Source organism: Methylophilus rhizosphaerae, from assembly GCF_900100975.1.
GTDB lineage: Bacteria > Pseudomonadota > Gammaproteobacteria > Burkholderiales > Methylophilaceae > Methylophilus > Methylophilus rhizosphaerae.
Genome location: NZ_FNFX01000003.1, coordinates 426,702 through 445,245 on the forward strand (window position 1 = coordinate 426,702; position 18,544 = coordinate 445,245).

Sequence of the window (18,544 nt, forward strand, 5' to 3'; positions counted from 1 at the left end):
GTTGGGGGATTCAATCATGCAAACGACCTGGATAGCACAACTGGCGACAGCCAAAATGAGTGTGCACCATTTTTACGCGCTATGTAAGCCGCGTGTCACGGCCTTGATCGTGTTTACTGCCATCATTGGCATGTTTATGGCCACACCCGGCATGGTATCGCTGCAGATATTGCTGGCATCTACGATAGGGATTGCGTTTGCTTCCGGGGCAGCCGCGGCGTTTAACTGCTTAATTGAGCACAAGATTGATGCCATGATGGCGCGCACACGGGCACGTCCTTTGCCTACCGGGCAGCTGTCGCAGATGGAAACCCTGCTATTTGCCAGTGTGCTCGGTGGCATCGGTTTAACTATGCTGTATTACTGGGTCAATCCACTCACCATGTGGCTGACATTGGGCACATTTGTCGGCTATGCCGTGATTTATACCGTATTTCTCAAGCCGGCCACGCCGATGAATATCGTGATTGGCGGCGCGTCCGGTGCCATGCCACCCATCCTGGGCTGGGCAGCGGTCAACAATACCGTTTCGCCCGAAGCGCTGGTGATGTTCCTGATTATTTTCGCCTGGACGCCGCCGCATTTCTGGGCGCTGGCGTTATACCGCCGTGAAGAATATGCGAAAGTTGGCATGCCCATGCTGCCCGTGACGCATGGTGAAAAGTTCACACTGCTGCATATTGTGCTGTATACCGTGATTCTGGTGGTGGTGTCCCTGATGCCTTATGGGCTGGGCATGAGCGGCTGGTTGTACCTGGCTTCTGCCGCCTGTTTGAATGCGATATTCCTTTATTACGTGATCGCGTTGTATCGCCACTATTCCGATGCGCTGGCCAAAACCACTTTCAAATATTCCATTCTTTATCTCAGCCTGATTTTTGCGGCCTTGTTGCTGGATCATTATCTGGTTTAAGGGTACAGCGGATATCAATAGCAGCTTTATACGCTGCTATTTTTTTGTCCAAATTATGCCGCCTTTGGTGAAGCGAAGCCGCGCTGCAGTGCAATTGATTTACTTTGTACTGGCAAGTCGCCTGGGAGATGGGCGTTTACCAAAAAGAAACACCTGCAGCATCGCTGCAGGTGTGATTGGAGGGAGGATGAGAGATTAGCTGCCGGACAGGCAGGATTTCATAAAGGCTTTGCGTTCGTCCCCTGTAAGCGCCTTGGCTTTGGCATCGGCATTGCAGGTTTTCATTTTGTTTTGTTGCTTGGTCAATCCGCTATCTGCACTGTCGCTGGACAAACAGGATTTCATAAAGGCTTTGCGTTCATCACCAGTGAGGGCTTTGGTTTTTGCGTCAGCATTACAGGTTTTCATTTTTTCCTGTTGCTGACCGGCAGAGACTGACATACAGACACAGGAAAGCAACAAGGCCAAAAGTAGTTTTTTCATGAAAAATCTCCCATCAATATTTTGTTAACGATCAGGTCGCTGTATCGCAAGCCTGTGGTTGCCATTCTGACACAGCGCCGAATCCGTTGGTAAAAAATAAACAACCCGGCACTTGCCGGGTTGTTTTTTGATGCGCCAGTGAATCTTAGTGAAGTGGCAGGCGATGTAATGTACCCGCCTTCATATCCGGGATCAGTAATGACTGGCCGTCGGCAGACAGGCTGATGTCTGCCGCAGACTGGTAACCCTGGATAATACGTTGCGGTGTGGCCTTAGGCTCTACCAGTTGCCAGACATTGCCTTGCGCCCAGTCACTGATGTATAGCATGCCGTTGGCATCCCTGATCAGGCCATCGGCACCGCCAAAGCCCTGGTTCAGCAGACTGACAGATGGCTTGGTGCCCAGCTGTACCCTGAACAGTTTGCCAGTCCCGAAATCAGCCACTAACAGGCTATCGGGACCATCCATCAGTAAACCGTTAGGGCGTTTAATACCGGCATTGCCTTTGAGGACTTCCGTCACTTTACCGGCAGGCGTGATTTTGAAAATCCCCGCGCCTTTGCCATTATCATCGCCACTGTCAGACACGTAGACATTGCCCAGGCCATCGATTTCGACATCATTCAGGAAGACCGGTTTACGCGGAAACGCGCTGGTAGCCGCAAACACGGTTTGCTGGCCGGATTGCGCATCTACCCGTACTACGCGGTCCATATCGGCGACATACAGCTGGTTGTCAAACATATCCAGGCCTTTGGGGTCGTTCAGGCCTTCTGCCAGGGCTTTACGCGAACCATCCGGGCTGATCTGGGTAATTTTGCCATCGCCCAGTTTGCCGAATTCGCCAATTTCGGAGATGTAGGTGATACCGCTCGGAGCCGCAAATACGGATTCCGGCATCTGGAAGCCTGTCAATGTGGTGTTGTCTGCAGCAGCAACAGGTGTAGCAGCTTGCGTCTTGCCATCATAGCTGATGCGGTAAATCACACCATTGAAGTCATCCGAAACCAGCAGGGAACCATCCGGCAGTTGCAGGACATCTGTCGGGCGACCCCACATTTCGCCTTCGGCACTCAGCCAGCCGTCAATGAACACTTTGGTTTCTTTCACCTGTTTCTGCTCATCGAAAGTGACACGAACCAGTTGGTAGCCAACTGGTTCCTTGCGGTTCCAGGAGCCGTGCTGTGCGATCACGGCATTGCCCTGGTATTCAGCCGGGAATTGTTTGCCGGTATAAAACTTGAAACCCAGGTTGGCACTGTGCGCCTGGAACTCTGCCACTGGTTTTGTCACTCCAGTGGGAGGCGTCTTGTTTTTCCAGTTCGGGTCACGTGCATCGCCCCCGGCAAAATAGGGGAAGCCGAAATGTAATCCTGCCTTAGGTGCGGCATTCAATTCGTCATGCGGAATGTCTGCCCCCAGCAGGTCAACGCCATTATCGGTGAAAAACAAGGTATTGGTGCCAGGCTGGAAATCCATCCCCTCGGAGTTGCGCACGCCTTTGGCGAAAGTCTCGACCTGGCTGCCATCTGGGTTCATGCGGATAATGGAAGCCTCTATGCCCACCGGGTCGCAGATGTTGCAAGGTGCCCCCAGCGATACATACAGTTTGTTGTCCGGGCCGACGGTCAGGTAACGCCAGCCGTGATGTGCTTTGTTGGGCAGCTTGTCGTAAATGACTTCACGCATGGCTTTAAATGGCAGGGTCAGGTCAAAATCGGGTGCGGCATAGCGCGTGATGCGGTTTTGCTCTGCGACATACAGGTGGCCATCGACCATGGCCACGCCATTACCGACATTCAGGTCATCCAGAATAGCGACTACCTGATCAGCCTTGTGGTCCTTGTTCTTATCGACGACGGCGTAAACTTTGCTGCCGCGTGTGCCCACATAGATATTGCCATTGGTGCCCAATGCCATCTGGCGCGCGCCGGGCACTTCGGCATAAATGTCGACATGGAAACCGTCAGGTACATGCAGCTTGCTGAGGTTGGCGCGTACATCCTGAATATCTGCCCAGGCATTGACTGCCACGGCGGTAAACAGGGTACCGATCAGGCTTTTTATAAATTGATGCTTCATCACGTGTGTATCCTTTCTCCAACAATATTGAAATCAATGCAAGTGTGGATAGCATAGTGTACGCAGTCCGGGAGGTTGGCGAAAGTTTGAAAAATATTAAATGATTGCCTGTTTCTATTGGAGAATAGATTAGTCCCGGTATTTTGTACTATGATTAATGCCTAATTGTTTTAACGGGTGGGGTATATGAGCAATGTTGACTGCTGGACGGCGCATGACAGGGACAGGACGATTTCGCTGCTATCCAGCCTGACACCAAACGAAGGCTTCACCCTGACGGCGCTGGATGGTGTCAAACTAATGCGCTGGAACCGGGCCATTCCCCGCAGCCCGGTGTTTTATGAACCCAGTATTGTCTTTGTCTGCCAGGGCAGAAAGATCGGTTATCTCGGTGGTGAAGTCTACCAGTACAACCCACAGCAATTTCTGGTATTGTCAGTACCATTGCCATTCGAAAGTGAAACCGTTGCCTCGCTGGAGGAACCTTTACTGGCAATTTCGATTCGCATCAATTTATCCATGGTTTCAGAGTTGCTGTTGAGCCTGGCACATGGCACACCGATGAAAATCAACGGTAAAAGCGGCATTACCTCTACGCCGCTGGATGCGCGATTATCAAACGCGGTGGTCAGGTTGCTGGAATGCCTGCAATCGAAAACGGAAGCGACTGTGCTGGGGCAGGCCATTATCCGCGAAATCCACTTCCGTATTTTGCAGACGTCGCAGGCATCGGCCATCCTGGCGGCCCACAGCACACATAGCAATATGGGCAAGATCAGCAAGGCATTGCGACTGATTCATGCGGAGTATGACAAGGCACTCAATGTGGATAAGCTGGCATCGGAATCGACCATGAGTGTACCTGCCTTTCATGCAGCATTCCGGGATGTAACGGCGACGTCGCCTATCCAGTACCTGAAAATGACCCGTTTGCACAAGGCACGGCTGTTGATGGTGCAGGATGGCTTGAGTGCCACATTGGCGGCCAGCAGGGTAGGGTATGAGAGCGCGTCACAGTTCAGCCGCGAATTCAAGCGCATGTTTGGTAAAAGCCCGATGGAGGAGGTGGGTGCCGTGCGTAGTGCCCTGATGATGACGCCTAGCGATGCTGAAGCAGCCTATGTCACGTTGCAGCAGTAATGCTCACAGACGCCAGCATAGATGCCTGAAAGAAAATAATAGCTTTAGGCAATCATTCAAGAAAAGCTGGCAATTATTGGAAGATCGATTCTTTTAGACTTGTAACATGTGCACCGGAAGGAAGTAATCCCCGGTATTTCCAGTAATGGATTAATCAAGATGGAGATGACGATGAAAACAGCCGCCTATGGTGTGCAGAATGCCACCACCCCTGTTGCCCCGATGAGCATAGAACGCCGTGAACCAGGCCCGCATGATGTATTGATTGATATCGAGTATTGCGGCATCTGCCACTCTGATATTCACCAGGCCAGAAACGAGTGGGGCGGTGGTTCTTTGTACCCTATGGTGCCAGGCCATGAAATTGTGGGCCGTGTAAACAAAGTGGGTAACCATGTCACCAGGTTCAAACCGGGCCAGCTGGTCGGTGTCGGCTGCCTGGTGGACTCCTGCGGGCAGTGTGAGGAGTGCCATGCGGGTGAAGAGCAATATTGTGATGGGTCTGTATTCACGTATAACGCCAAGGATCCCAGACATGGCGGCCTGACCTTTGGTGGCTACGCAGAACGCATCACTGTAGACGAGAAATTTGTGGTCAGCGTACCGGAAAACCTGGATACCAAAGCGGTCGCCCCCCTGCTATGCGCCGGTATTACCTTGTATTCCCCGCTCAGGCACTGGAATGTACAACCAGGCCAGAAAGTCGGCATCATCGGCCTTGGTGGCCTGGGGCACATGGGAGTGAAACTGGCGGCTGCCATGGGCGCGCACGTGGTGATGATTACCACCTCTGCCAGCAAAGCGGCAGACGCGACCAAACTGGGCGCACACGAAGTATTGATTTCAAAAAATGCAGATGACATGGCCAAACATGCTGCCAGTTTTGACCTGATTATTGATACGGTGCCGGTTGCCCATGACCTAAACCCTTACATCGGTTTGCTCAAGCGTGACAAAACCATTGTACTGGTGGGTCCACTGGACCCGGTAGACGTGCATGGTGCCAACCTCATCACCAAACGCCGCCAGGTGGCCGGCTCCTTGATTGGCGGGATTGCCGAAACCCAGGAGATGCTGGACTTCTGTGGCAAACACAATATTGTCAGCGATGTTGAAATGATCAATGCCAATTATATTAACGAAGCATACGAGCGCATGCTCAAGAGCGATGTGAAATACCGTTTTGTGATTGATATCGGTTCCCTGAAAGCTTAAAAAGCGATTGCGATGCAAAGCCCTGTTCGGTTGAACAGGGCTTTTTACTGTCATCAAGAGGCGTTTATTTTAGGCTTGCAATTAGTTTGATCCCATACTATAATGTTCCATACTATGTTGCTGCTAAAAGAATTACCTACTTCCGGAAGCCTGGAAAAGTTTGTGACGCGGTATCCCGGCACAGATATTTCCGCCATTTCTGACTTTGTCAGCATTTTACGGGCGGCATCGGATATTTCATCTGCGCTGGACGCGTTGCTGGCCCGACACGGGCTGTTACAAGGTCGCTGGTGGGTGCTGGTGCTATTGATGCGCCAGGATGACCTGACCTCCTCACCTTCGGACCTGGCAGATAAAGCCGGGGTGACCAAGGCAACCATGACCGGCTTTATTGATGGTCTGGAGCGTGAAGGGCTGGTGTCACGCTTTATGGATACGAGGGACAGGCGCAAATTCCTGATCCGCTTATCGGTCGCCGGGCAACGGAAACTGGATGAGGTCATGCCAGATTATGTGCAATGTGTGACCCGGTTTATGAATGTGCTGGAAAAAGCACAGCGGCAGGCGCTGGTTGCTGATCTTTCCACGCTGGCCAGCCGTGTTGATTTGATTAAATAAAAATTTTTATTTAATTAGTTTGATTCCGTACTATTAATTGCCATACTTTATGCATGCCCCTTTTGCTTTGCCGATCACACGCTCGCTGCCACATTTGCCTGCCCCAGGGATGCGCTGGCTAGCCTGGTTACTGGCAGTGTTATTAAATGGTTGTATCAGTTTTAAAGACATCATCCCTGCATCGCAGCCGGTGGCGCAGGATCAATTGTCGCTGGGTAAAGCAATTGAAGATGCGCCTGCCATGGCGTGGCCAAGCGAGCGCTGGTGGCAGGCCTATCAGGATCCGCAGCTGGATCATCTGGTCGAGAAAGCCCTGCATGATCATCCTGACCTGAAAAAAGCCACGGCACGCGTTGCACTGTCTACCGCGATGGCGGAGCAGGCGCATGCTGCGACCTTGCCAACGATTGGCGGCAATGCCAGTTCGTCGCGCGAGCGTTTTACCGAGTTGAGCTTTATTCCTCCTCCCTGGGCCGGGCGCTTCAACTGGAATAACGAAGCTACGGTATCGCTGTCTTATGACCTGGATGTTTGGAAACAGCATGAATCGACCTGGCTGGCGGCGCTGGATGAAACGCGGGTTGCCGAAGCCGAAAAGCAGCAGGTTAATATTGCACTGACGGCCGCGCTGGTCAAAAGTTATATCCGGCTGGCTGCCGAGTTCCAGTGGCGCGACCTGGCGCAGGAGGAGCTGGATGATTTACGCCACGAGATGCGTATTGCCAACAAGGCGCTGGCTGCCGGGTTGAACACGCAATTAAACCTGAGCCGGCTAGAGGCAACGCTACCGGCCGCGCAGAACAAGGTTACCCAGATTGACCTGCACCTGGCCTTGCTGAAAAACCAGATTGCCGCGCTCAGCGGGGAGGGGCCGGGTGCTGGTGACAGTATTACGCGGCCAACCTTGCATTTATCTGCCACGATAGGCTTGCCGGACCACCTGTCTGCCAACCTGCTTGGCCGCCGTCCGGATATTGTGGCCGCCAGGTGGCGGGTCGAGGCGACACAAAAGCATATTCAAAGTGCCAAGGCAGCGTTTTACCCGAATATTAACTTGTTGTCCTATGCCGGATTCCAGGCGCTAGCATTTTCTGGTCTGTTTTCCAGTGCCGGCCTGGTAGGCAGTATTGGTCCTGCGCTGTCACTGCCTATTTTTGATGGCGGCAAGCGGCGTGCTAATTTGTCGGCTGAAACAGCCATGTATGACATGGCAGTAGAAGATTACAACGCGACTATCCTCAAGGCGCTGGAAGGAATTGCTAACCAGTTGTCTGTCTGGAATGCCGTGAGAGTCGAAACGGAGAGCACGCAGCAGGCACTGGAAAAAACTGAGCAGGCGCATCGCCTGGCCGTGAAAAATTACCAGGCTGGTTTGAGCAACCTGCTTGAGAGCTTGCAAACCAATACACTGGTCCTGCAACAGAAGGCTATCCTGGTCGGGCAGGATGCTAGCCGGCTGGAAACGTATGCAGCGCTGATGCTGGCACTGGGTGGAGGGGTGATTGATGCGGAACATGCAGCTCAGGCCATACATTAAGCGCGGCTTGCACCACCTGGCCAGCGCCATGGCACTCCTCGGCCAGGGGGCACGGTTGGTAATCACCTGTCTACAGCAGGCTGGCGCGGAGTGGTACCGGCAGGATTTTCCGTTGATCGGGTATTTGTTCAAATACCTGCTGGCCGCGTTGCTGGCGCTATGGGTAGCGCTGAAAATGGAAATGGACCAGCCGGCTACCGCTTTGTTGACGGTGATCATTGTCATGCACTTCCGTTCCGGCATGGTCATCACCAAAAGTTATTACCGCCTGCTGGGTACTGTGGTTGGCATCCTGTTTTCCATGCTGCTGGTGGCCTGGTTTTCCCAGGACCGCTTCCCGTTCTTTATCGCTGCCGCACTCTGGATTGGCTTATGTACAGCAGGCTCGCTGGCCTACCGCAATTTCCAGTCCTACGGTTTTGTGCTGGCCGGTTATACCTTATGCATTGTGGGCTTGCCGGCGACGCAGGCGCCCTGGCACACGTTCCAGATCGCCTCGACCCGCCTGTCAGAAATCGGTGTCGGCCTGCTCAGTGCGACTCTGGTCAGCGAACTGATCTTGCCACAGCGGTTGTGGGAAAACATCCTGGCAATGGTGCGTGGCAAGTTCCGCGATTTTTGCGAGTTACTCGGGTCCGGCGCGCCCACTGGCCTGAACCAGCCTTTTTTAACGGTGATGCAGGATTTCTACCAACTGGAGTCGTTCCGTTCGTCGGTACAATTTGAAACCGATGATGCGCGCTTGCATAGCACCACCATCAATCGGCTGAATGTGCAGTTCATGGCGGTTTCCACCGGCTATGTCATGTTCCAGCGCCTGGTACAGAGATTGCAGGCTGGTGGGCGAACAGCGGAAGCGACAGCGTTGCTGGCATTGATGCAACCGCTGGCTGCGGCCATCCTGATTGATGGTCGCTGTGCCGGTAATGCACAGGAGCTGGTAACTGTGCAACAGGCGGTAAGCGCGTTCCAGCAGCACTTTGATACCGCTTTCCGCCAGCAACAGCAAGCGCTGGTAACGGCTCCTGACCTGGATTGGCTGGAAATGGAGGCTGGTGCCGAGCTGTTGCAAAGATTGGCCGCAGCGTTGTCCGGCTACCTGGATACTTATGGCACGCTGCTTGCCCGTGCACGTCCGCAACAGGTCGAAACACGTGAATTCGCTGCGGAGCAGTTGTACCTGCATATCGACTGGTTGCCGGTTTCCATCGCTGCGCTACGGGGTGCACTGACCCTGTTAATCATTGCCGGGATGTGGATGGCGGTAGACTGGCCATCAGGTATCCTGGCCATGACAATGGGTGTAGTGACCAATACCCTGTTTGCGGCCAGCCCGGCACCCGCTGCAACCATCCGCCAGTTCTCCTTCGGTGCCTTGCTGGGGATTGTGCTGATGTATGTGAGCAATGTGTTCTGGCTGACGGCCGCCCATGATTACGTGATGCTGTGCATTGTCATTAGTCCGGTGATCTTGCTGACGGCCTGGTTAAGCGCCAGGCCGTCCACTACGCTGGTGGGCGCAGGCCTGGGGATTGCCTACTTTTTAATGGCGGGTTTTAACCAATCGCTAGGGGATAATCCAGCCCAGTACTTCAATGATTCGATTGCGCTGGTGATTGCACTGGCAGTGTCCGGCATGATGTTCAGCCTGACAGATTATGCGGCCAGCCCTTGGGCGAAAAGACGCTTGTTTGTGCAGTTGCGACGCCTAGTGGGGGATGCCTGCCAGGGGCAAACCATGACTGCTGCCGAATTTGAAATGCGCGCCCGCGACCTGATCCAGCGTTCCGGTCATGCTCATCGGCCACAGGATGCAGATAGTGTACGTGTGGTCGAAGCCTTGTGTGCCACGCTTGAAATCGGCCAGGCAGTGATTGCATTGCGCGCAGCTGCCGGCGGATTGCCGGAGGGCCCGCAAAAATGGGTGCAGCACACGTTGGCGCTGGTGATGCATTACTACCGTCAGCCAGTACCCAAAAACCGGCAGCAAGTATTGCGCTGGCTGGATTATTTCCTGACCTGGTTACAGGAAGGAGATGAAGCGCACGTCTTCCCCCATCCCTTACCTGCAGGGCAGGCCGGAAAATTAACGACCCAGTTACACTTTATCCGGCTGGTGATCCAGGCAGGGGCGCCGGTTAGCCAGCATCGACCAGTAGCGAAGGAGATTGTGCATGCCACATGAGTGGATTTCCCGTGAAGTGACATTCCTGGATGCGCACGTGCCGACTTTATTCCTGGCGTTCCTGCTGGCCGCCGTGGTGATCTGGGGCGTCGATAAATGGCTGGCGGCCTGGGCGGTTTACGACCTGGTCTGGTATCCGGCCTTGTTCAGGGTAGCGCTGTTTTTTTGCTTGTTTTCCGTGTTTGGTTTAATGGTGTATTGAGAGGTAGGTCATGCAGACGCAACGTATCTGGTTCAGGGTAACAAAAGGCATGCTGCGGGTAGGCATCACGCTGGCGATTGCCGTGGCTGCCGGCTTGTTGGCATACAAGCTGTGGATACGTTATACCGATTATCCATGGACACGGGATGGGCGCGTGCGGGCCGATGTGGTGAATATCGCACCAGATGTGGCCGGGCTGGTGATCGCAGTGCCGGTGCGTGACAACCAGTATGTGCATAGAGGCGAGGTACTGTTCCGCATAGACCCCATGCATTACCAGCATGCGCTGGCAGAGGCGACGGCCATTACTGCGCAGAAAAAATCCATCTGGGAGATGAAGAAACAGCAATCCGTGCGCCGGGCGCACCTGGATGATGAAGTGATTTCGCGTGAAAACCGTGAAGATACCGACCTTTCCGCCCTGGCGGCCAAAGCCGAATATGAGGCTGCCGTGGCCCAGGTGGAAAAAATCAAACTCGATCTGGAACGTACCGTCGTCCGTTCGCCGGTTGATGGCTGGGTATCCAACCTGCTGGTGCGTCCGGGTGATTTTGCCCAGGTGGGCACTGCCAAATTGGCGGTGATAGACCAGCATTCTTTTTGGGTATATGGCTATTTTGAAGAGCACAAGTTAAACATGATCCAGATTGGCGATGCGGCGGAAGTGCAGTTGCTGGGCAGCCATGCCAAGCTCAAGGGGCATGTGGAAAGCATTGCGCATGGCATTACCGACCGCGACAACCCGACCGATATCCGCCTGCTGGCCAACGTCAACCCGACCTTTAACTGGGTCAGGCTGGCACAGCGTATCCCGGTCAGGATACATCTGGACCAGATACCGGCCAATATGCCGCTGGTGGCCGGGATGACCTGCTCGGTGGTGATCCGTCACCAGGAAACCGGCAAGGATAAGCGCACGTAGGCGTGCTATGGCTGGCAAAGTCCTGTATATTGACCGGTCACCGAACGCCTGGTGAGTCAGGAACTACCCGCTGGTGGGGTGTCATTGACGTGATGATATTGTCATAATGTGGCGCCATACTGGTCAGATTTCGCTGGTCACGCCGGGGGTATTAGAACTCCCCCGGCGTGAGGTGTATTTTTAAGCGCATGGCAATGCGTACATGTTTTTTATATAGATGTGAGTAATGAGTACCGTTCTGGCATTGATTGAACAATTTGGCCTGATTTTTGTGTTTGCCAATGTGCTTCTGGAGCAACTCGGCTTGCCTTTGCCAGCCTATCCCACATTGCTATTGGCTGGCGTACTGATTGGCAATGGCCAATACCCGTTTGGCCTGCTGCTGGCGGTTGCGGTATTTTCCGCCCTGCTGGCGGATACTGCCTGGTATCTGGCTGGCCGCAAGTACGGTAAAAAAGTATTGGGCAAGCTATGTAAAATCTCGCTTTCCCCGGATACCTGCGTCCGCCAGACTGAAGCGCTATACCTCAAGCTCGGCCCGCCGGCATTACTGGTTTGCAAGTTTATTCCCGGCTTCGCGTCCATTTCCAGTGCGTTAGCGGGTGCTGCCGGGACGCGTTACTGGGTATTCATGCTGATGGATGGTCTGGGTGCTGCATTATGGGCAGGATCTGCCCTGTGGCTGGGCTATTTATTCAGCTCCGCGATAGACCAGCTTATGCTGACACTGGTGGAAATGGGCAAATGGGGTACTTTGCTGGTACTGGCTTTGCTGGCAGTGTTTATTGCCTCTAGATGGTGGGACAGGCAGCGCTTTATCAAAAGCCTGCGCATGGCACGTATCAGTGTGGAGGAGTTGAACGACCTGATTAACCAGGGAAGGATGCCGGTCATCCTGGATACGCGTGCCACGCATCTGGTCGATGATGGCTGGATTCCAGGCGCACAGTTTATTACGCTGGAGGAGGTCGATAGCATGACGCTGGATATTGACCAGGATACACCGGTGGTGCTGTATTGCGCTTGCCCCAATGAGGTCACTGCGGCCAGGGTCGCCAAACGGCTGATTAACCGGGGCTACCGCAATATCCGGCCCTTGAGTGGCGGGATTGATGCCTGGCGGGATGCCGGGTATGTGGTTGCCATGCCGGAAAAGGAAGAACATGTTTAATATTGTTGGCATTGCCCTGAAACGGCCGTACACCTTTGTGGTGATGGCGCTGCTGATCCTGATTGTGGGCACATTATCGGCGCTGCGTAGCCCGGTCGATATCTTTCCTGAGATCCGCATCCCTATCGTGGCCGTGGCCTGGCAGTATACCGGGCTGCCACCGGATGATATGGCCGGCCGTATCACCACCTTGTATGAACGAAGTTTAACCACAACGGTGAACGATATCGAGCATATCGAAGCCAATACCTATGTCGGTTTTGCCATTGTCAAAATCTTTTTTCATCCTGGCGTAAGTATTGCGACTGCCAATGCGCAGGTATCGGCGATCTCGCAGACCGCGACGCGGCAAATGCCACCGGGAACCACACCACCCCTGATCCTGAACTACACCGCCTCTACCGTGCCTATCCTGCAGGTGGCGCTTTCCGGCAAAGGCCTGACCGAGCAGAACCTGGCCGATCTGGGCCTGAACGCTGTGCGTATCCGGCTGGTGACAGTACCGGGTGCCGGCGTGCCTTATCCCTATGGCGGCAAAAGCCGGCAGATCCAGATTGACCTGAATCCGGCAGCCTTACAGGCGCGCGGGTTGTCGGCACAGGATATTTCCAATGCCCTGGCTGCCCATAATATGATCGTGCCGGTGGGCACGCAGAAAATCGGCAGCATCGAATATACGCTGACCCTCAACAATGCCGCTGCGGATATTGAAGAGCTATCCAATATCCCGGTCAAGGTGGTCAATGGTGCCACTGTCTATATACGGGATGTGGCACAGGTGCGTGACGGTAATTCACCGCAAACCAATATTGTGCATGTGGATGGCAATCGCTCGGTCCTGATGACGATTTTAAAGAACGGTGCGATTTCCACACTGGCGATTGTCGAGGGGATCAAGGAAAAGCTGGAAGAAATCAAACCCAGCTTGCCGGACACGCTGGTGGCCACGCCAATCAATGACCAATCCCTGTTCGTGCGTGCCGCGATTCATGGCGTGGTGTTTGAAGGGGTACTGGCGGCGATCCTGACCAGCCTGATGATTCTGCTGTTTCTCGGCAGCTGGCGTTCTTCGCTGATTATTGCCACCTCCATCCCGCTGTCGGTGCTGGGGGCCATTATCGGTTTATCGGCCATTGGCGAAACGCTGAATATCATGACCCTGGGTGGCCTGGCGCTGGCCGTCGGGTTACTGGTGGATGAAGCCACAGTAACGATAGAAAACATCAACTGGCACTTGGAGCAGGGCAAACCGGTAGAACAGTCCATCCTGGATGGTGCCGCGCAAATCGTGACCCCGGCCTTCGTGTCGCTGTTATGTATCTGTATCGTGTTTATCCCGATGTTTTTCCTGGAAGGCGTCTCACGCTTCCTGTTCGTGCCGATGGCGGAAGCCGTGATGTTTGCCATGGCCAGCTCGTTTATCCTGTCGCGCTCGCTGGTGCCCACCATGGCCAATTACCTGCTTAAGCCGCATGTGGCGGGCGAGGCGCATGCCCCTGCCAGCCGCAATCCGCTGGTGCGCTTCCAGCAAAGGTTTGAAGCCGGCTTCGAGCGTGTACGCCAGGCCTATAAAGGTATCCTGGTCCTGGCGGTCAGCCATAGCCATGTGTTTATGAGCGGTTTCATGGCCATTGTGTTGCTATCGTTTTTGCTGGTGCCTACCCTGGGAAGCAATTTCTTCCCGGCTGTGGATAGCGGCCAGATCCTTATGCACGCACGCGTGCCCGTAGGCACGCGCATTGAAGATACGGCCAGCCGCTTTGCCAGTATCCAGGCCGCGATCAAGAAAGTCATTCCGGCCCAGGAGATCCTGACCATTGTCGATAATATCGGCATGCCTATCAGTAGCATCAATATGACGTATAACAATACCGGCATGACCGGCTCGCACGATGGCGATATCCAGATTGCGCTCAAGGAAGGGCACGCGCCGACCGCAGGCTATGTGCGCAGATTGCGTGAAGTGCTGCCAGGGCAGTTTCCGGATACCACGTTTTCGTTTCCGCCGGCAGACATTGTCAGTCAGATCTTGAATTTTGGTTCGCCGGCGCCGATAGACATCCAGATCCGTGGCGGTAAACTGGCAGAGAATTTCGCGTATGCCAATCAGCTACTGGCGAAAATCCGTAGTGTGCCCGGCGTGGTGGATGCGCGTATCCAGCAATCACTCAACCGGCCGGCGTTTGATATTACGCTGGATAAAACCCGCGCCCAGGAAATTGGCATCAGTACGCGGGATGTCACCAACAGTATGGTAATCAATATGGCCGGCAGCTCACAGGTATCACCGACTTACTGGCTGAACCCGGCCAATGGCGTGACCTATCCCATCGTATTGCAGACGCCGCAATATCAGGTAGATAGCCTGAACACACTGGCCAGTTTACCCATCAGCGGTAGTGACGGCCAGGTACAGACACTGGGTGGCCTGGCGACCTTCAAGCGCAATGTCGGCAATGCGGTGGTCAGCCAGTACGATATCCAGCCCATGGTACAGATTCATGCCAGTACCCAGGATAAAGACCTCGGTGCGGTGGCCAGGGATATCCGAAAAATCCTGGATGAAACCAGTAACCAGGTGCCCAAGGCCGCCAATGTGGTGATGCTGGGCCAGGCATATACCATGGACCGAGCCTTCACCGGCCTGTTCTTCGGCTTGTTGGGGGCTATTGTGCTGGTTTACCTGCTGATTGTGGTCAACCTGCAATCCTGGAGTGATCCGTTTGTCATTATTACCGCCCTGCCTGCCGCCCTGGCGGGTATCGTCTGGATGCTGTTTGTCACCTATACGCCATTGTCCGTGCCGGCACTGACCGGCGCCATCATGTGCATGGGCGTCGCTACTGCCAACAGTGTGCTGGTGATCAGTTTTGCACGCGAACGGCTGGCCGAACTGAAAGATGCCACGGCAGCGGCCATTGACGCCGGGTTTGTCCGTTTTCGCCCGGTATTGATGACGGCATTGGCCATGGTGATCGGTATGACTCCGATGGCCCTGGGCTTGGGCGAAGGCGGTGAACAAAATGCCCCGCTGGGCCGTGCCGTGATTGGCGGCCTGATCTTTGCCACGATTGCGACTTTACTGTTTGTGCCGGTCGTGTTCAGTGTTATCCACAAAAAATCCTACCCCCAGCCTGTCGGTACTTCTACAGGAGACATACATGACTAATCTTTCCCCCCGTCCTTCCCGTACATTAAAAGTGAGCGGAATCTGTGCCGCGCTGATGGCTGTGGTTATCGTGATTATTGGGATCAATACACGTGCCGGCCACGATGCCAGATTGAAAGACTGGACAGACCGGCAGGCCGTGCCAACCGTGAGTGTCAGCCAGCCTGGCGGCGCGATTGAAGGCAACCGGCTGATTTTGCCCGGACGTTTTGAAGCCTATGCCCGCGCCCCGATTTATGCCCGTGTGAGCGGTTACCTGAAAAACTGGAAAGTGGATATCGGTGGTGCGGTGAAAACCGGGCAATTGCTGGGCGAAGTGGAAACGCCGGACCTGGACCAGGAACTGTTGCAGGCCAAAGCCGACCTGGCCAGTGCCCAGGCTAATGTCAGCCTGGCAGAGACCACCGCCACCCGCTGGCAGAACATGCTGAAAACCCAGTCGATTGCCCGCCAGGAAGTGGATGAGAAGGTCGGTGACTATCAAAGCAAACAGGCGATTGTAAAAGCGGCGGAAGCCAATGTGAACCGGTTGCAGGCCCTGAAAAGTTTTGCCCGTATCCTGGCCCCCTTTGATGGCTCGGTGACGGCGCGGAATACCGATACCGGTGCCCTGATTAATGCCGGTGGCAGCACGGCATTGCCGTTGTTTGAAGTCTCGGATACGCGCAAATTGCGCCTGTATATCAATGTGCCGCAAAACTATGTCAGCCATATCAAGCCGGGTGGCAAGGCGACCTTTGCCGTACCAGAATACCCGGATGGCAATTATGAGGCGACTATCCAGTCTACCTCAGGTGCCATCAATGCGTCGTCAGGCACGACCCTGGTACAATTGCTGGTAGATAATGCAACCGGCAAATTCCTGCCGGGCGGCTTTGTCAATGTCACCCTGCAGTTTAATGATAAAGCCGGTATTTTAAGTATTCCGGCCAGTGCGCTGATTTTTGACCAGCATGGGCTCAAGGTTGCTACCGTCACCGCCGACCATAAAGTGTCGCTGAAAACCGTGACCATTGCGCGTGATTTGGGTAAAACGCTGGAAATCCAGGCTGGCCTGTCCGCAACGGACAATGTGATTGAGAACCCGCCGGATGGGGTGGGCGAAGGTGACCTGGTTAAAGTCGCAGAGGCCCCGGCTAAAACCGCTAAATAAATCTTGCTATTAAATCCTGGGTCGCCGGCTAGCTCTGCCCGGGTGAGTATCTAGCGTGACAGGATCAGCCAGACACTTAAGGCGGTTGCCGAAAGGCTGACAAATACATTAACTGCGGGCGGTAGCCAGAACAGGTAGCCGCGCGGTTTTTCCTGGTCGCTCAACGTTTTACAGAAAATAATGAACTGGATTGCAGCCAGCAGTGCCGTAACCGCACCGGTCAGGATAAAGCCGACACCGATAAACAGGGATAGGGTACTTTGCGCATCTGGCAACGTGCTGTCATGGGCCATCAGTTTAATAAATAACCCGAAGCGCTCAATCACAAACCCGAACCCCATCAGCGCAATTGCCGTACGCTGCCAGGCTAATAGTGTGCGTTCTGCCGCGAAGTAGACACGCGGATCATCAAGGTAAGACATTGGAAACACCCCAGAAATCGAGGTGGCCATTTTACGACTTAGGCAGGCGTTTTGCCTAGCCAAGTCGCAAAATGGATTAGCCGCGGGTTGTGGGGCGGTTAAGCGAACAGGCTGATGCCAAGCACCGCCATAATTGCAACGCCTATGGCCAGGATCAGAAAGATAAAGAAAAAGACTTTGGAAATGGTGGCTGCGCCAGATTCAATATTACGAAAGCCAAGCAGACCTGCAACAATGGAAATCACAAGAAACAGCAAAGCGTAATACAGCATGGGACTTATCTCCTGATTTTATTCAACGTAGGGAGATCATAAAAGGCGATATGCCTATTGGATATAGGCTGTTTACCGGATGGGCGGTAAGAATTAGCCTACGTTCTGCTTTGAAGATGTGGACGGTTGCAGCACAGGCCTGCTGTATATGCCAGTAGAGGGCATGGGTGATTGTTCCTTCTGACCAGCACGCTGCTATTGGGATGCTGGCGTTATTTTAGGGGTGATGGAGGTCCAGTGTACTCAGCCGTTCCAGCTCCGAGACGTTTTCTGAGGAGTGGCATTCCAGCGTTCTCAGGCTTTTTTCGTCAAACGTCAGTTTCTCTACCGTGTTGATATTGCTGGCAAATTTATTATCAAGTTCGCCACACTTCTGCGTTCTTCGGTTAACAAAATCCAGGTAATCCTTTTTGATGAGTTGCTGCTGTGAAGCTGTCATCGAACTATCGTTCATCACTTGTGTATAAGCACTTCTGAGTCTGAGTTCAGATACACTCCATATGCTGAACACAATGGTATGCCTTGAGGTGTCTATTTGTACTGGCTCTTGTGTCGTATGCGTTTCGGTTACGACGCTTCTGTGGACTCGGGGGTTCTTGGCTGCAGGTGACAGCGGGCGGGTATGCGTTTCCGTCACCGGCGACGCGGGTTCATCGTTTTCCTGATGTTGCTGGCGGGACACGTTGGATTCTGCCGGTGCAGCGCTGGCCGGCGCTTCCTCCGGTGCCGTGGTTTCTTCAGCGGTGGTGGCCACTATCCCGGCTGCCGGCTGGGTCTGAATACGTAACGGAGGCTCTTCCTCTTCGATCCTGCTATGGTCTTGCGACAAGAGGGTCAGTAATATCACCCCGATCAGCGCGATGAGGATAAGGTTTATTTTGCCGATTTCAATGACTCCGCGCTCATGATCCGAAGACTTGGGACAGCAGGACTGATCTTGAGTAGCCCCACTATTTCCGCATTGATTCCATACGCTCTTGGATAAAAACAATCTCATCCATTCAGTCCAGTATTTTTATCACAACTAAATATCAATGTAGCACAATGCCCTAAAATCGG

General features: G+C 53.9%; 16 protein-coding genes. 11 read left to right on the forward strand and 5 right to left on the reverse strand.

Annotated elements, in window-relative coordinates:
- The first annotated feature begins 16 nt into the window (after window positions 1-16).
- A complete protein-coding gene (gene cyoE / locus BLP53_RS08970) occupies window positions 17-913 on the forward strand; it encodes a heme o synthase (protein ID WP_176755243.1) in 897 nt (298 codons plus the stop codon).
- 195 nt (window positions 914-1,108) lie between these two features.
- Here the strand turns inward: cyoE and BLP53_RS08975 are convergent, their stop codons facing one another.
- On the reverse strand, window positions 1,109-1,396 hold the full coding sequence (locus tag BLP53_RS08975; RefSeq protein ID WP_091471805.1) for a PsiF family protein: 288 nt from the start codon (window positions 1,394-1,396) through the stop codon (window positions 1,109-1,111).
- 145 nt (window positions 1,397-1,541) lie between these two features.
- The gene (locus BLP53_RS08980; protein WP_091471806.1) at window positions 1,542-3,479 is read right to left on the reverse strand and encodes a DUF7133 domain-containing protein; all 1,938 of its coding nucleotides are present in this window, start codon (window positions 3,477-3,479) and stop codon (window positions 1,542-1,544) included.
- 186 nt (window positions 3,480-3,665) lie between these two features.
- Here BLP53_RS08980 and BLP53_RS08985 point away from each other — a divergent pair, with 186 nt between their 5' ends.
- The 10 genes from BLP53_RS08985 (at window position 3,666) to BLP53_RS09030 (ending at window position 16,791) form a co-directional block, all read left to right on the forward strand.
- Window positions 3,666-4,619: an AraC family transcriptional regulator gene (locus BLP53_RS08985; RefSeq protein ID WP_091471807.1), complete on the forward strand. Its 954-nt coding sequence runs from the start codon at window positions 3,666-3,668 to the stop codon at window positions 4,617-4,619.
- Between the two features lie 171 nt (window positions 4,620-4,790).
- Window positions 4,791-5,834 (forward strand): NAD(P)-dependent alcohol dehydrogenase, encoded by a 1,044-nt coding sequence (locus tag BLP53_RS08990; RefSeq protein ID WP_091471808.1) that lies wholly within the window; start codon window positions 4,791-4,793, stop codon window positions 5,832-5,834.
- A 114-nt stretch (window positions 5,835-5,948) separates the two neighbouring features.
- On the forward strand, window positions 5,949-6,452 hold the full coding sequence (locus BLP53_RS08995) for a MarR family winged helix-turn-helix transcriptional regulator (protein WP_091471809.1): 504 nt from the start codon (window positions 5,949-5,951) through the stop codon (window positions 6,450-6,452).
- Window positions 6,453-6,501: 49 nt separating this feature from the next.
- Window positions 6,502-7,989, forward strand: coding sequence for an efflux transporter outer membrane subunit (locus BLP53_RS09000; protein ID WP_245652752.1), 1,488 nt, complete (start codon window positions 6,502-6,504; stop codon window positions 7,987-7,989).
- Window positions 7,967-10,174 carry an FUSC family protein gene (locus BLP53_RS09005; protein ID WP_245652754.1) on the forward strand — a complete coding sequence of 736 codons (2,208 nt, stop codon included), beginning with the start codon at window positions 7,967-7,969 and terminating at the stop codon, window positions 10,172-10,174. The genes BLP53_RS09000 and BLP53_RS09005 overlap by 23 nt, the downstream gene beginning before the upstream one ends.
- Window positions 10,164-10,376, forward strand: coding sequence for a DUF1656 domain-containing protein (locus tag BLP53_RS09010; RefSeq protein WP_091471810.1), 213 nt, complete (start codon window positions 10,164-10,166; stop codon window positions 10,374-10,376). Before BLP53_RS09005 ends, BLP53_RS09010 begins: the two co-directional genes overlap by 11 nt.
- Before the next feature lie 10 nt (window positions 10,377-10,386).
- Window positions 10,387-11,298 (forward strand): HlyD family secretion protein, encoded by a 912-nt coding sequence (locus BLP53_RS09015; RefSeq protein ID WP_091471811.1) that lies wholly within the window; start codon window positions 10,387-10,389, stop codon window positions 11,296-11,298.
- 226 nt (window positions 11,299-11,524) lie between these two features.
- Complete coding sequence (locus BLP53_RS09020) at window positions 11,525-12,469, forward strand: DedA family protein/thiosulfate sulfurtransferase GlpE (protein ID WP_091471812.1); 945 nt, start codon at window positions 11,525-11,527, stop codon at window positions 12,467-12,469.
- The gene (locus BLP53_RS09025) at window positions 12,462-15,638 is read left to right on the forward strand and encodes an efflux RND transporter permease subunit (RefSeq protein ID WP_091471813.1); all 3,177 of its coding nucleotides are present in this window, start codon (window positions 12,462-12,464) and stop codon (window positions 15,636-15,638) included. Before BLP53_RS09020 ends, BLP53_RS09025 begins: the two co-directional genes overlap by 8 nt.
- The gene (locus tag BLP53_RS09030; RefSeq protein WP_091471814.1) at window positions 15,631-16,791 is read left to right on the forward strand and encodes an efflux RND transporter periplasmic adaptor subunit; all 1,161 of its coding nucleotides are present in this window, start codon (window positions 15,631-15,633) and stop codon (window positions 16,789-16,791) included. The genes BLP53_RS09025 and BLP53_RS09030 overlap by 8 nt, the downstream gene beginning before the upstream one ends.
- Window positions 16,792-16,841: 50 nt before the next feature.
- Here the strand turns inward: BLP53_RS09030 and BLP53_RS09035 are convergent, their stop codons facing one another.
- The 3 genes from BLP53_RS09035 to BLP53_RS09045 all read right to left on the reverse strand — a co-directional run bounded on the left by BLP53_RS09035 (window position 16,842) and on the right by BLP53_RS09045 (window position 18,332).
- Window positions 16,842-17,213, reverse strand: coding sequence for a YidH family protein (locus BLP53_RS09035; RefSeq protein WP_091471938.1), 372 nt, complete (start codon window positions 17,211-17,213; stop codon window positions 16,842-16,844).
- A 98-nt stretch (window positions 17,214-17,311) separates the two neighbouring features.
- Window positions 17,312-17,485 carry a DUF1328 domain-containing protein gene (locus BLP53_RS09040; RefSeq protein WP_091471815.1) on the reverse strand — a complete coding sequence of 58 codons (174 nt, stop codon included), beginning with the start codon at window positions 17,483-17,485 and terminating at the stop codon, window positions 17,312-17,314.
- A 217-nt stretch (window positions 17,486-17,702) separates the two neighbouring features.
- Window positions 17,703-18,332 (reverse strand): hypothetical protein, encoded by a 630-nt coding sequence (locus tag BLP53_RS09045; RefSeq protein WP_143001362.1) that lies wholly within the window; start codon window positions 18,330-18,332, stop codon window positions 17,703-17,705.
- Window positions 18,333-18,544: the final 212 nt, after the last annotated feature.

Excerpts from the sequence above, each read along its gene's own strand:
- cyoE (WP_176755243.1), top strand. The coding sequence starts at position 17 with ATGCAAACGACCTGGATAGCACAACTGGCGACAGCCAAAATGAGTGTG.
- BLP53_RS08985 (WP_091471807.1), top strand. The coding sequence starts at position 3,666 with ATGAGCAATGTTGACTGCTGGACGGCGCATGACAGGGACAGGACGATT.
- BLP53_RS08990 (WP_091471808.1), top strand. The coding sequence starts at position 4,791 with ATGAAAACAGCCGCCTATGGTGTGCAGAATGCCACCACCCCTGTTGCC.
- BLP53_RS09005 (WP_245652754.1), top strand. The coding sequence starts at position 7,967 with ATGCAGCTCAGGCCATACATTAAGCGCGGCTTGCACCACCTGGCCAGC.
- BLP53_RS09010 (WP_091471810.1), top strand. The coding sequence starts at position 10,164 with ATGCCACATGAGTGGATTTCCCGTGAAGTGACATTCCTGGATGCGCAC.
- BLP53_RS09015 (WP_091471811.1), top strand. The coding sequence starts at position 10,387 with ATGCAGACGCAACGTATCTGGTTCAGGGTAACAAAAGGCATGCTGCGG.
- BLP53_RS09035 (WP_091471938.1), bottom strand. The coding sequence starts at position 17,213 with ATGTCTTACCTTGATGATCCGCGTGTCTACTTCGCGGCAGAACGCACA.
- BLP53_RS09030 (WP_091471814.1), top strand. The coding sequence starts at position 15,631 with ATGACTAATCTTTCCCCCCGTCCTTCCCGTACATTAAAAGTGAGCGGA.
- BLP53_RS08975 (WP_091471805.1), bottom strand. The coding sequence starts at position 1,396 with ATGAAAAAACTACTTTTGGCCTTGTTGCTTTCCTGTGTCTGTATGTCA.
- BLP53_RS09020 (WP_091471812.1), top strand. The coding sequence starts at position 11,525 with ATGAGTACCGTTCTGGCATTGATTGAACAATTTGGCCTGATTTTTGTG.
- BLP53_RS08980 (WP_091471806.1), bottom strand. The coding sequence starts at position 3,479 with ATGAAGCATCAATTTATAAAAAGCCTGATCGGTACCCTGTTTACCGCC.
- BLP53_RS09025 (WP_091471813.1), top strand. The coding sequence starts at position 12,462 with ATGTTTAATATTGTTGGCATTGCCCTGAAACGGCCGTACACCTTTGTG.
- BLP53_RS08995 (WP_091471809.1), top strand. The coding sequence starts at position 5,949 with ATGTTGCTGCTAAAAGAATTACCTACTTCCGGAAGCCTGGAAAAGTTT.
- BLP53_RS09000 (WP_245652752.1), top strand. The coding sequence starts at position 6,502 with ATGCATGCCCCTTTTGCTTTGCCGATCACACGCTCGCTGCCACATTTG.
- BLP53_RS09040 (WP_091471815.1), bottom strand. The coding sequence starts at position 17,485 with ATGCTGTATTACGCTTTGCTGTTTCTTGTGATTTCCATTGTTGCAGGT.